The organism is Streptomyces rapamycinicus NRRL 5491, from assembly GCF_024298965.1.
GTDB classification, from domain to species: Bacteria; Actinomycetota; Actinomycetes; order Streptomycetales; family Streptomycetaceae; genus Streptomyces; species Streptomyces rapamycinicus.
On the sequence record NZ_CP085193.1, the window covers coordinates 2,332,980 to 2,346,100 of the forward strand.

11 protein-coding genes are annotated in these 13,121 nt (G+C 71.2%); 4 read left to right on the plus strand and 7 right to left on the minus strand.

Features of this window, described 5'->3' with window-relative positions; genetic code table 11:
* Positions 1–68: 68 nt before the first annotated feature.
* From LIV37_RS09505 to LIV37_RS09515, 3 genes are read right to left on the minus strand one after another with little or no spacing between them, the layout of a single operon-like run.
* Positions 69–524: a peroxiredoxin gene (locus LIV37_RS09505; protein WP_020866894.1), complete on the minus strand. Its 456-nt coding sequence runs from the start codon at positions 522–524 to the stop codon at positions 69–71.
* A 36-nt stretch (positions 525–560) separates the two neighbouring features.
* Complete coding sequence (locus LIV37_RS09510) at positions 561–869, minus strand: hypothetical protein (RefSeq protein WP_044581063.1); 309 nt, start codon at positions 867–869, stop codon at positions 561–563.
* Positions 870–905: 36 nt separating this feature from the next.
* Positions 906–2,201 carry an amidase gene (locus LIV37_RS09515; protein ID WP_020866896.1) on the minus strand — a complete coding sequence of 432 codons (1,296 nt, stop codon included), beginning with the start codon at positions 2,199–2,201 and terminating at the stop codon, positions 906–908.
* A 244-nt stretch (positions 2,202–2,445) separates the two neighbouring features.
* Here LIV37_RS09515 and LIV37_RS09520 point away from each other — a divergent pair, with 244 nt between their 5' ends.
* Genes LIV37_RS09520 through LIV37_RS09530 form a run of 3 tightly spaced genes read left to right on the plus strand, consistent with a single transcriptional unit; the run spans position 2,446 to position 6,807 of the window.
* Entirely contained in the window at positions 2,446–4,749 is a 2,304-nt protein-coding gene (locus LIV37_RS09520) for an MMPL family transporter (RefSeq protein WP_020866897.1), read from the plus strand.
* 7 nt (positions 4,750–4,756) lie between these two features.
* On the plus strand, positions 4,757–6,118 hold the full coding sequence (locus LIV37_RS09525; protein ID WP_121826138.1) for a sensor histidine kinase: 1,362 nt from the start codon (positions 4,757–4,759) through the stop codon (positions 6,116–6,118).
* Positions 6,115–6,807, plus strand: a complete 693-nt coding sequence (locus LIV37_RS09530; RefSeq protein WP_121825654.1) for a response regulator transcription factor — start codon at positions 6,115–6,117, stop codon at positions 6,805–6,807. Before LIV37_RS09525 ends, LIV37_RS09530 begins: the two co-directional genes overlap by 4 nt.
* Positions 6,808–6,846: 39 nt before the next feature.
* On the opposite strand, the gene LIV37_RS09535 is transcribed toward LIV37_RS09530, so the two are convergent.
* Positions 6,847–8,070 carry an FAD-dependent monooxygenase gene (locus tag LIV37_RS09535; RefSeq protein ID WP_020866900.1) on the minus strand — a complete coding sequence of 408 codons (1,224 nt, stop codon included), beginning with the start codon at positions 8,068–8,070 and terminating at the stop codon, positions 6,847–6,849.
* Positions 8,067–9,473, minus strand: a complete 1,407-nt coding sequence (locus LIV37_RS09540) for an MFS transporter (RefSeq protein WP_121825653.1) — start codon at positions 9,471–9,473, stop codon at positions 8,067–8,069. The genes LIV37_RS09535 and LIV37_RS09540 overlap by 4 nt, the downstream gene beginning before the upstream one ends.
* A gap of 239 nt (positions 9,474–9,712) precedes the next feature.
* On the opposite strand from LIV37_RS09540, the gene LIV37_RS09545 reads away from it, so the two are divergent.
* Positions 9,713–10,750, plus strand: coding sequence for a serine hydrolase domain-containing protein (locus tag LIV37_RS09545; RefSeq protein WP_243146371.1), 1,038 nt, complete (start codon positions 9,713–9,715; stop codon positions 10,748–10,750).
* Between the two features lie 50 nt (positions 10,751–10,800).
* On the opposite strand, the gene LIV37_RS09550 is transcribed toward LIV37_RS09545, so the two are convergent.
* Positions 10,801–11,661: a glycoside hydrolase family 16 protein gene (locus LIV37_RS09550; RefSeq protein WP_121825652.1), complete on the minus strand. Its 861-nt coding sequence runs from the start codon at positions 11,659–11,661 to the stop codon at positions 10,801–10,803.
* A gap of 99 nt (positions 11,662–11,760) precedes the next feature.
* Positions 11,761–13,059 (minus strand): ROK family transcriptional regulator, encoded by a 1,299-nt coding sequence (locus LIV37_RS09555; protein WP_020866904.1) that lies wholly within the window; start codon positions 13,057–13,059, stop codon positions 11,761–11,763.
* Between the last annotated feature and the right edge of the window lie 62 nt (positions 13,060–13,121).

Consider the following 13,121-nt stretch of genomic DNA (forward strand, 5'->3'; position numbering starts at 1 on the left):
CCACCCGAGAGGCGGCCCCCGCAAGTGTTTTCCGCCGGACGCGGAGGACGCGGACGGTCGTACGCGGCTTACCCGTTCCTGCCCCGCAGGGCATCGAGCGCCCGGTCCGCGTGCACGCCCATCCGGAACTCGCTCTTGACGATCTCCAGCACCTTGCGATCGGTATCGATCACAAAGGTGACCCGCTTGGTCGGCACCGCCGCGATCCCGCGCTTCACCCCGAACCGCTCCCGCACGGTCCCCTCCGGGTCCGACAGCAGCGGATAGCCGAAGGAGTACGCATGGGCGAACTCCGCCTGCTTCTCGACCGAATCGGCGCTGACCCCGACCGGCTGGGCACCCAGCTCCTTGAACTCCGCCGCGATGTCCCGGAAGTGGCACGCCTGTTTGGTACAGCCGGGGGTGAAGGCCGCCGGATAGAAGAACAGCACCACCGGGCCGTCCGCCAGCAGCCCGCTGAGCGAACGGACGGTGCCGCTCTCATCCGGCAGTTCGAAGTCCTCGACCACATCACCGATGTCCATGAGGGCACGCTACCGGCCGACGCGCCCGGCGGAGCGTCAGTAGCGCAACCGGGCGGTATGGCCGTCGATGCGCAGGATGCATTCGGTGAACAGCGCCATCGACGGACTGTCGTCCGTGGGGACCAGCCGCAGCCCGAGGTCCATGATGGACCGGATGACCTGGGCGGTACGGCTTCCGTCGGGATCCTGTCCGCGCAGCGCGGACCACGCCTCGAACTGCGCCCGGACCGTCTCCCACGCCGGGCCCGGCGTGAAGTGACACAGAAAAACCGGCTGGTCGACCCCGTACTGGCGTAACTCGCCGACTGCGGCCTCACCTTGCATAAGCCACCATGTGGCACTCATCTCGTCCCTAACTCCGTACACGGGAGTGGATACCCATCATACGGGTGCGGACGTCCCAACGAGGACCGACTCCACATCAGGGGCCCATCCCAGCAGCCGCTCGTCCGCTCCCGGCCGGGCCACGCACTGCACGCCCAGCGGAAGGGAATTGGCCGCCCGGCCCGCGGGCAGCGCCAGAGCGGGGGTTCCCGCGTAGCTCCAGGGGAGGCTCATCACGGAGTTGCCGGTGCTCTGCAGGCCGTACGGCGCGGGGCCCGTCGCCGCCGGGGTGATCCACAGGTCGATGCCGTCCCGGTCCATGGCGGCCACCAGCCGCTCGCGGAACTCGGCGCGGGCGCGCAGGGCCGCGGCGTACGCGTCGTGGGTCATCCGCTGCCCCTCGCGGATCGCCGCGGCGGTCTGCTCGCGGTACCGCTCGCCATGTCGCGGGAACCATACGGCGTGCGTCCGCGCCAGCTCATAACGGTTGATCACCCGCTGCTCGGCCACGACCCGTTCGAAGTCGTCCGGGAAGGGCACGCGGCGGACCGTGAACCCGGCGGCCTCCAACTGCCCCGCCCGCTCCTCGAAGGAGTCCCTGGCCTCGGCGTCGGCGCGGTCGAGGTACGGCCCGAGCGGAACGCCGAGCACCGGCCGCCGCCCAACCGCCGTCTCCCCGCCCCCGCCGGACGTCTCGCCCCCGCCGGACGGCCGCCATCCGTCGCACAGCACGACCGCCGCCGGGGCCAGGGTCGCCACGTCGGGGGCGAAGAGGCCCACGGTGTCGAAGGTCGGGGCGTTGGGGATCACACCGTCGGAGGGGATGCGCCCGTGCGTCGGCTTGAAGCCGACGACCCCGCAGTAGGCCGCCGGGCGGATCATCGAACCGATTGTCTGGGTCCCGACCGCCAGCGGCACCATCCCCGCCGCCACGGCCGCCGCCGAACCACTGCTGGAGCCGCCCGGGGTGTGGCCGGGATGGCGCGGATTGCGGGTGGGCCCGGGAGCGGTCACGGCGAACTCGGCGGTGACGGTCTTGCCCGCCACCAACGCCCCCGCCTCCCGCAGCCGTCCGACAAGCGACGCCTCCGCCCCGGCCAGCACCTCGGCGGGAACGTCCGACCCGGCACGCGTGGGCAGCCCCTCGACACGCACGTTGTCCTTGACTCCCACCATGACCCCGTACAGCGGCGGCCGCCCGTCCACCTCCCTCCAGCGCTCATCGGCCACCCGCGCCGCACGCGCCAGCCGCTCCCGCCGCCCGGGCTCGGGTACGAAGGCCTGGATCTCCCCGTCCCCAGCCTCGATCCGGTCACAGGTCCACGCGGCCGCGGTGGCGCAAGAGGTGTCCATGAACCGAGGCTACGCGGCGCACCGCGCTCCGGTACGGGCCGGCGAGCCGATCCAGCCGACGGAGCCCCGGGCCCGAGCCGGCATGTAGTGCGTAGGCACCAGGACACGTACGTGGCTGGTCCGGGTGCACCAGGGGAAGACGGCGGCGGTGGACGATGCCCCGTCGGGGCGCCGGAGGGAAGTGTTGGAGGCGCGTGAATCCCGCGCGTTCCCCTTGCCTAGCGGTGTCTGGAGTGATCAACAGGTGGCGACATTTCTTTACCGGATCGGACGGTGGGCCTTCCGGCGGCGCCGGCTCGTGGGCGGTCTGTGGCTGGGGGCCCTGGTGCTCGCCGTCGCCGCGGCCGCCATGGCGCCGGAGGGGAAGGAGGAGGACATCTCCATGCCCGGCACCGAGTCGCAGAAGGCGTTCGACCTGCTGGACGAGCGCTTCCCCCAGAGCAACTCCCAGGGTGCCGAGGCCCGTTTGGTGTTCCAGGCCCCGGACGGGCAGCGGGTGACGGCAAGGGAGAACAAGGCGGCCGTCCAGGACACGCTGGGCTCGCTGGACGGCGGCGCTCAGGTCGCGTCGACCACCGACCCCTATGAGACCGGCGCCGTCAGCGAGGACGGCACCATCGCCTACTCCACGATCACCTACAGCGCGGACGCCGTCGACCTGACCGGGCCGACGAAGAGCGCCCTCGAGGACGCCGCGAGCAAGGCCCGGGACGCGGGGCTGACCGTGGAGATCGGCGGCTCGGCCCTGGACTCGGAGGAGGAACCGGGCGGTACGACGGAGATCATCGGCGTGGCGGTGGCGGCCGTGGTGCTGGTCCTCGCCCTCGGGTCGCTGGTCGCGGCCGGATTGTCGCTGCTGACCGCTCTCGTGGGCGTGGCCATCGCGTTCGGCCTGGTCTCCGCGCTGGCCGTTCCGCTGGGCCTGACGTCCACCGTCGCCATCCTGGCGCTGATGCTGGGGCTGGCGGTCGGCATCGACTACGCGCTCTTCATCACCTCCCGCTTCCGCGACGAGCGCGCCCAGGGCCGCGAGCCGGAGGAGGCCGCCGGTCGGGCGGTGGGCACGGCCGGATCCGCCGTCGTCTTCGCCGGTGCGACCGTCTTCATCGCCCTGGTCGGGCTGGGCGTCGTCGGAATCCCCGAACTCACCAAGATGGGCATGGGCGGCGCGGGTGCCGTGGCCCTTGCCGTACTCGTCGCACTGACCCTGGTCCCGGCGCTGTTCGGCTTCTTCGGCCGGCGGGTACTGTCCCGCGCCGCCCGCAAGGCCGCGGGAGCGCCCCGAAGCGGCGCGGGGAACCACGCGCCCAGCCACGACAATCCCACCGCCGGCCGGCAGCCCGTCGCGGCAGCCCCGGCGAAGCGCGTAGGCACCCGCTGGGCGCGGTTCGTGCTGCGCCGGCCGGTGGCCGTGCTGATGATCGCCGGACTCGGTCTCGGCGCCGTCGCCCTACCGGCGCTGAGCCTCGAACTCGGGCTGCCCGGCGACGAGTCCAAGTCGGTGGAGACCACCCAGCGCCGTGCCTACGACCTGCTGTCAGAAGGCTTCGGCCCCGGTTTCAACGGCCCGTTGACCGTGGTCGTGGACACGTCGGGGTCCGGGGACACCCGGGCCACCACGAACGCGGTCGTCAAGACCGTACGGGCAGTGGACGGGGTCGCGTCGGTCGGTGATCCGGTGCTCAGCCGGACCAAGGACACGGCCGTCCTCACCGCCGTCCCGCGGACCGCGCCGAACAGCGGCGAGACCAAGGACCTGGTGCACGCGATCCGGGGGGCGGTCTCCGGCGTCGAGGCCGACACGGGCGCCGTCATCCTGGTGACCGGCACCACCGCGATGAACATCGACATCTCCGAAGCCATGTCCGACGCCCTCATCCCCTATCTGACGGTGGTCATCGGCCTGGCGGTGCTCCTGCTGATGGTGGTCTTCCGCTCGGTCCTGGTCCCGGTCAAGGCCGCGCTCGGCTTCCTGCTGTCGGTGGGTGCCGCCTTCGGCGTCCTCGTCGCCGTCTTCCAGTGGGGCTGGGCGGCGGACCTGATCGGCATCGAGCAGACCGGACCGGTCATGTCGCTGATGCCGATTCTCATCATCGGGATCGTGTTCGGCCTCGCCATGGATTACGAGGTCTTCCTCCTCACCCGGATGCGGGAGGCCTACGTCCATGGCGCGTCCCCCGGCGAGGCGATCGTGAGCGGATTCCGGCACAGCGGACGGGTGGTGGCCGCGGCGGCGATCATCATGATCAGCGTGTTCGCCGGATTCATCGGGATGAGCAGCCCGACCATCCAGACGATGGGCGTCGGCCTGGCCGCCGCCGTCGCCTTCGACGCCTTCGTGGTCCGGATGGCGATCGCACCCGCGGTCCTGGCACTGCTCGGCCACCGGGCCTGGTGGCTGCCCCCTATCCTGAACCGTGTGCTGCCGAATGTGGATATCGAGGGTGAGAAACTGAGCAGGCGTGTCCCGGCCTCCGCGGCCTTGCCGGACGCGACCGTACCGGACGCGGCGGCGCAGCGGCTCCCCGCCGGCCGGCACCGGCACTGAGCCGGCCATGACGAACACAGGTGGCGGTGGCCCGCGACCACGCGGCACGTGGTGGCGGGAGGGGGCGATCACGGCGACGGCGTTCGTGCTCTGTCTCCTCGGCGGCGTGGTGCGGGAGGACGGCAGCACGCTGTCGCCACCGCCCGCCGCCGCCTACTTCATCGCCGTGGTGTCCTGTGCCGTGCTGCCGGTGCGGCACCGGGCGCCCCTGACCGCCATGGCGGTCACGACCGCGAGCGGCATGCTGGTGCCGCCCTTGGGCCTCCTGCTGAGCCCGCTCATCGTGGCCCCCGCCGTGATCACCGCCTACTCGCTCACCGCGCGCACCGAACGGCACGCGGCGAGCGCGGTGTCGCTCACCTCCGCGGCGCTGCTGGTCGCCTCCACCCCCTTGTTCGGGGCCCTCTCGTGGAAGGACGCGAGCAGGGTGGGAGCGGTGGCGGCGTTCCCGCTGGTGGCCGCCGTACTCGGGCATTCGGTGCAGAACCGGCGGGCCTATCTGGCGGCCGTGGAGGAGCGGGCCCGGCGGGCCGAGAAGAGCCGGGAGAGCGAGGCGCGCCGGAGAGTGGCCGAGGAACGGGTGCGCATCGCCCGGGAACTGCACGACCTCGTGGCCCATCAGATCACCCTGGCCAACGCGCAGGCCTCGGTCGCCGCCCACCTCTTCGACGCCCGCCCGGAGCAGACCCGCAAGAGCCTGAAGGAGCTCATCGAGACCACCGGCCACGCGCTCGACGAACTGCGGGCCACGGTCGGTCTGCTGCGTCAGACCGGGGACGCGGCCGGGCCCGCCGAACCGGCGCCCGGCCTCTCCCGGCTCCCCACGCTCCTCGAATCCTTCCGCCGCGCGGGTCTGGAGGTGTCGGTGCACCAGGAGGGCACGGCCAGGCCGCTGCCGCCGGGGGTGGACCTCACCGCCTACCGCATCGTCCAGGAGGCCCTGACCAACGTGACCAAGCACGCCGGTACCCGTAGCGCCCGGGTGGGCCTCGTCTGGAACCGCGACCGCGTGACCATCACCGTCGCCGACGACGGAGGGGGCGCCCGTACCGCGCCGACCGCGGCCATGGGACGGGGTGCGGCCACGGGCCCGAGTGCGGCCACACTGCCGGAGCGTCCGCCCGGTTACGGTCTGATCGGGATGCGTGAACGTGCCACCGCGGTCGGGGGACACCTCTCCGCGGGCAGGCTCCCGGAGGGTGGCTTCCTCGTCTCCACCCAGTTGCCCCTCCCGCCCGCCAAGGACACGACGCGGAGCGCTGACGGAGCGGCATGGGCCGACGGAGCGACAGCCGTCGAGGGACCGATGTCCGACGGAGCGACGGACGACGGACGGACGGGCGCCGGAGAGGCCGGGGATGCGCCGTGACGCTACGGGTGCTGCTCGCCGACGATCAGGCCCTGCTGCGCGGTGCCTTCCGGATGCTTCTCGACAGCGCCGACGACATCACCGTGGTCGGCGAGGCCTCCGACGGCAGAGAGGCGGTGAGACTCACCCGGGAGCTGCGCCCTGATGTGGTGATCATGGACATTCGCATGCCCGAGGTGGACGGTCTCACCGCCACGTCGGAGATCTGCGCGGACCCGGAACTGCGTGCCAGCCGCATCCTGATCCTCACCACGTACGAGACCGACGAGTACGTGGCCCAGGCGCTGCGCGCGGGAGCCGGCGGCTTCATCGGCAAGGGCATCGGGGCCGAGGACCTGCTGGACGCCGTGCGTACGATCGCCGCGGGCGACACTCTGCTGTCCCCCGCCGCCACCCGCTCCCTGGTCGCCCGTTTCCTGGCCACTCCGGACCACACCCCGCAGCACCGCCCCGAACGGCTCGCCGTACTCACCCCGCGTGAACGCGAGATGGTGGCCCTGGTCGCGACCGGTCTGTCCAACCAGGAGATCGCCGAGCAGATGTTCCTCAGCCCCTTCACCGTCCGCGCCCACGTGCAGCGCGCCATGACGAAGCTGGAGGCCCGCGACCGGGCGCAACTCGTCGTCATCGCCTATCAGACGGGGTTGGCCCACGCCGCCCCCGACGGCGGTGCGGACCGCCTTTCCTGACGTCCCGCCCGCACCGCCGCGCCGCGACCGCCTATCAGGTCACGGCGTCGGGGCGAACTCGGGCAGCGTAAGGGCTGAGTGCGCCGGCCGTGGTGGCGCGGAGGGCATGGTGACGAGGCCGCGCAGCATGGTGTTGCGTTGCTCCAGGGCCCGCGCCGTGGTGGGGAAGAGCGTGGCCGCACCGTTGTCGACCAGTGCCTGATTCATGGCGACGAACTCGCGGACGTCGCGTTCGTAGGCGGCGAAGGCCGCGGTGTGGTCCCGGTTCGCGGCCAGGGCGTCGGCGAGCATGTAGGCACCGGCCAGCGCGAGGCTCGAGCCTTGTCCGGTGAGGAACGAGGGTGCGTACGCGGCGTCGCCGACGAGCCCGACGCGGCCGCTGGACCAGTGGGGCATGCGGATCTGACCGGCCGTGTCGAAGAACAGGTCATCCGCGTCGCGCATGGCGTTGACCATGCCGGGGACCTCCCATCCCGCGCCCGCGAAGACCGTGGCGACCAGGTCCCGCTGGGCGTCGGTGTTCCGGAGGGCTTCGAACGGCGGTTCCGGTTGGTGAAACGTCAGGAAGGCGTGCAGTTCGTCGTGGTCCCCGACGGCGTAGAGGGCCGCGGCTTTCCCCGGGGTGTTCCACATCATGACCTCATGGGAGAGCCCGAAGGTGTTCGGCATGGTGAATATGGCGAAGCAGTAGCCGAGGTAGCGGTGGAACTGTTCCTCGGGGCCGAACAGGGACTCCCGGGTGTGTGAGTGCATACCGTCGGCGCCGACCACCAGGTCGAACGTGCGCCGCCGCCCACTGTGGAAAGTGACGTCGGCCTCCTGTCCGGACTGGTCGAGGGTGTCGATGGAGTCGTTGAACAGGAATTCCACGTCGTCGCGGACTTTTTCGTAGAGGATCGCGGCCAGATCCCCACGGCGCACCTCGAGGTCCTGTCCCTCGACACTGCCGGCAACGGCGTGCGCGTTGACCGAGGCCACTTGACTGCCATCGGCGTCGAGGAAGGTGCAGCGGCGCGAGTCGATGTGGGCGTCCCGCAGTCGCGGCAGTATCCCCATCCGCCGGACCACCTCTATCGCGGTACCGCGGATGTCGATCGGGTAACCACCGTCGCGCGGTGTGCTCGCCTTCTCCACCACGGTGACCGCGCATCCGGCCCGGTGCAGCCAGTACGCCAGCGCGGGTCCGGAGATACTGGCCCCGGAGATCAGGACTCTGCGCCTCGCGGTAGTACTCACATCCGTCGACAGACCGGTGGGTGTCATGCGTGGGCTCCCTTTTTCTTCGTGATACGGACAACGAGCAGTGACAACGCGGCGACGAGACCGGCGGCGACGAAGCCTGTGACGAAGGCCGATTCGGCGGGCAGACCCGTCGTCGAGTCGGCTTCGGCGTCGAGGATCGCGGCGGCGGTCTGGGCGCCCAGGGCGATGCCTGTCACGCGTGTCACCACGAGCACGCTGGTGGCGATTCCGGTGTCCTTGGTCTCGACGGCGGCGGTGGCGCTGGTGAGCAACGCCGTGGTGGCGACGCCCGCGGCCATCGCGGCCAGCGCCCTCGCGAGGACGAGCTGCCATTCCGCGGTGTGCAACGACACCAGGGCGAGCATCGTGGCCGCCGTGACGACGGCGCCCACGATGACCACGGCACGCAGACCGAAACGCCGCGCCACGATCCCGCCGACCGAATCGCTCACCGCCCCGGCGATGGCGCCGGGGAGCAGGAACAGTCCGATGTCGGTGGTGCTGGCCCCGAAGCCGTACCCGTCGCCCGGCACCCCGAACAGCTGTGGGAGCAGAAAGCTCACCATCCCGAAACTGGTGGTTATGACGATGGTGAGCAGGCACGCATGCCACATCGCGGGCTTTGCCAGCATGCGTAGATCGATCATCGGCGAGGCTGCCCGGCGCTCGACGGCGACCCATCCGGTCGCGAGGGCGGCCACGGCCACCGCGATGGCCCCGACCGCGAGTGGCGGCAGGCCCTCGTCGCCCGTCACCCTCACGAGCCCGAACATGAACGCGAGCAAGGTGCCGCTCAGCAGAAGCACGCCCGGCCAGTCGAACCTGTACTCCGATTCGATCGGCGGATCATGCGGCAGCAACCGGGCCACGACCAACGACATCGCGATGATCGCGATCGTCGGCAGCGCGAACATCCAATGCCAGGAAAGTCCTTCCGCGATCGGCCCGGCGGTCAGCGTTCCCACCATGCTGCCGCCCGTGAACAGCGCCATGACCAGCCCGATCCCCAGCTGTGACTCCCCTGCCGGGAGGTGTTTGCGCACCAGGATGAAGGAAAGGGGCAGCGCACCCACCATGGCGCCCTGCAATACCTGACCGAGCAACAACACCGGCAGGTTCGGCGCCAGGCCGGCCAGCAGACCACCGGCCGAGACCACGGCCATCAGCCGGACCAGCACCCGCTTCCCGCCGTAGCGGTCGCCGAGTTTGCCCGCGACGGGTGCGACGGCGGCGCCGGTGATGAGCACCGCGTTGGAGACCAGTGCCGCTTCACCGGAGCTGACCCCCAGCTCACGTTGCAGCAGCGGGAGCGCGGGATCCACCACTGTCTGCAGGGTGCCGAGGGCGAGTGCCAGGATGCCGAGGGCACCGATCGACAGCCTCCCGATGCGGACCGGGGACGGGGAAATCACAGCTTGGGACATAGACGTCCTCTTCATCGTTGGTTGCGAGCGAGTGCGTGAACCTGCCTGATGTGTGCGCGATGCGCGGGATTCACGCGCCTCCAACACTTCCTTCCGGCGCCCCGCCGGGCATCGTCCACCGCCGCCGTCTTCCCCTGGTGCACCCGGACCAGCCACGCACCTGCCCTGGTGCCTCCGCACTACAGGACGGACGGGAGGGTGTGTTGCCACGAGAGGGAGAGCCACTGGACGATGGGCCGGTGAGTGATGCTTGGGCGGGGGTCGACTCCGGTGCGCTGGAGCGGGCCGTACGGGAGCGGGCGGGACGGCCCGTGGCCGGGGTCGAGGACATGGAGAGCTACCTCGCGGCGCAGGTGGCGGATGTCTCGCACCGCGAGGTGATCGGGCCGCTGCTGAACGGACACGGGCCCGGTGGTGTGGTCGTGCGACACGGCGAGGAGCTCGCCCGCTGGGGCGATCCGGGCCGGGTGGAGATGGCCTTCAGCGCGACCAAGAGCGTGCTGGCCCTCGTCGCGGGAGTCGCCTCCGACGACGGACTGCTCCGGCTGGACGAACCCGTTTACGGCTCAGTGGAGTTGCCCCAGTTCGCGGATGACCACGGGCGGCGGATCACCTGGCGGCAACTGCTGGACCAGACGAGCCAGTGGGAGGGCGAGCTGTGGGGGAAGCCGACGGGGGTGGACGCCCAGAGCGTCCGCGAGGGGACGGAGTCGGCGGGCGGGCCGCCCGGTGAGGGGTGGGCCTACAACGATGTACGGGTGAATCTGACGGCGCTCGCGCTCACCGTCCTGGTGCGGCGGCCGCTGCCGGAGGTGCTGCGCACCCGTGTCATGGAGCCCATCGGGGCCTCCGGCTCATGGTCGTGGCACGGCTACGGCAACTCGTCCGTGGACGTCGGCGGCGTCCGCCTGCCCGTGGTGTCCGGCGGTGCCCACTGGGGCGGCGGGCTGTGGATCAGCGCCCTCGACCTGGCCCGTATCGGCCGACTCTGCCTGAACGGCGGGGAGTGGGCCGGGCGCCGGATCGTGTCACGGCGCTGGATCGAGGCTTTGTGGACGCCGTGTGCCGTCAAGCCGGAGTACGGGCTGTCGTGGTGGCTCAACGACGGCCGGGTGGTGTGGCCACAGGCCCCGTCGACCGGGCGCTGCGCCCGGGGCAACGGCGGCAATCACCTCTTGTGGGTGGACCCGGCCCGTGACCTCATCCTCGTCTCACGCTGGGGTGCCGATGTGGAAGCCCTCGTCGCGGCGGTCTCGGAGGCGGTCCGCCCCTGCTGATGACACCAGCGAGAACACCGCTCGGCGGGCTTCCACATCGGCAGCAGGTGTCAGCTGCCGCCCGTCACCTTGACGTAGTCGACGACGAGCTGCTGCGGGAAGGAGGTGTTGCCGTCCGGGTCACCGGGCCAGTAACCGCCGACGGCCAGGTTGAGGATGATGTAGAAGGGGTGGTCGAAGACCCAGCGGTTGCCGTTGAGATCCGAGGGGGTGCGGGTCTGGTAGACGTTGCCGTCGACGGACCAGGTGATCTTGTTCGGCGACCAGTCGATGGCGAAGGTGTGGAAGCCGTCGGAGAACTTGCCGCCATTGGGCAGGGTGTACCCGGCGCCGATGCCGCCCGAGCCGGAGTAGCCGGGGCCGTGGATGGTGCCGTGGACGGTGCTGGGCTCGAAGCCCACGTTCTCCATGATGTCTATCTCGCCGCAGTTGGGCCAGCCCGCGCTGCCGATGTCGTTGCCGAGCATCCAGAAGGCGGGCCACATGCCCTGGCCCTGCGGCAGCTTCATCCGGGCCTCGACATGGCCGGAGGCGGTGGTGAACTTCTGGGAGGTGTTCAGGCGGGCGGAGGTGTACTCACACCGGCCGTACCAGCAGTTGTAGTTGGCCGGGTTCTCCTTGCGGGCGGTGATGACGAGGTTGCCGTTGCCGTCCAGCGCCGCGTTCTTGTTGCCGTCGGTGTAGTACTGCCGCTCGTGGTTGTTGACGTTGTCGCCGGTCTCCAGGCCCCACTTGGAGCCGTCGACCGCGCTGCCCGCCGCACCGTCGAAGTTGTCGGTGAACTCGGCTGCGGCGGCCTTGGTTTGGGGGGTGTCCGTGGTGGCCGTGGCCGGAGCGGTGAGCCAGGGGGTGGCGGCGAGTGCGGTCGCGGAGAGCAGACCGATCACGGTGTTTCGCAACGTGCTTCTCATGGAACGGTGGTGCCTTCCTGTGTGGGGGATGGGACCGGTGGGTGCCGGTCCGGTGGGGGAAGGTGTGTGTCCGGCGGTGGGGGCCGGGGCCCGGAGGCGCTACGGCACGGGCATACGGGTGGTGGGGGCCGCGCGCGTCAGCGCTCCGGGAGGAGGGCGCGTCAGCGCCCCTCGCGAGGTGGTGGTGGGGCGACGGGTGGGACGGTGCGCGCCCTCCGTCAGGAAGTGGCGGACGGGCAGGGCGGCGGCGCCGAGCGCCACGGCGTGGGGGCCGAGCCCGCACAGCCCGATGTCGGTTCGCGCGTACGGCCTGCGCAGCGCCTGCGCGGCGACCGTCTCGCGGATCCGCGGCAGCATACGGGCGCCGAACATCAGCCCGGCCCAGCCGCCGAGGATGATCCGCTGGGGGTTGAAGAGGTTGACGAGGTTGGCGATCCCGGCGCCCAAGTACACCGCCGCCTCCTCCAGGACGCGCTGCGCGGCGGACGAGGTGTCGGCGGCCGTGAGCAGCGCGGCGAACGCGGACTCCTGGTCGGCGCCGGGGGTTACACGGCCGCGCCGGGCCTGGCGGTAGCGCTCCAGGACCGCCTCGGCCCCGACGTACGCCTCGAGGCAGCCGCGGGCGCCGCACCGGCAGCGGCGGCCCCCGGCCTGGACGGTGGTGTGGCCCCACTCGCCCGCGCTGTCGGTGGCGCCGCGGTAGGGGGAGCCGTGGGTGATGACACTCGCGGAGACACCGGAGCCGATGAGCGCGACGACGGCGTGCTGGACGCCGCGGCCCGCGCCGAACCACATCTCGGCCCGGCCCAGGGCCTCCGCGCCGTTGTCGATGTGCAGGGGCAGCGCGATGCCGGTGCGCAGCAGCCGCTCCAGCGGCACCGCGTCCCAGCCGCTGGCCGAAACGCCGATGCCGACACCGAGGATGTGCCCGTGGGGGATTCGGGCTTCCTCGATGACGGCGTCCAGGAAGGTCAGGATGTGGTGGACGGCGGTTTCGGCGCCGTGACGTCCGGAGGCTAACGGGTAGACGGCTCCGGCCCGTTGGGTGAGGGCGAGGTCGAACAGCCCGACGCGCACCCGGGTATCGGCGATCTCGGCGCCGATGACATACCGGTGCTCGGAGACCAGCCGCAACCGCGGCGATTCCGCATCCGTGACGCCGTCTTCCGTGACGAGGTCTTCCGTGACGACCTCTTCCGTGACGACGCCTTCGGCGATCAGTTCGCCGATGACCGCGCTCACGGTGGTGGCGCCGAGTCCCGTTCGGCGGACGAGCTCCTGGCGGCTGAGCGGAGCGTGCAGGTACAGCGTCCACAGCAGCGAGGAGCGGCTGCCGCGCCGTGGATCGCGCACGGTGGTGCGCAGCGAGGGCTGGGCTGCCTGCGCCTTGGCCGTCATCGGTCACCTCCGGGGAGACACAATGTCCAGCCCTGTTCGATGCATGTCAATAGGTCTGGACC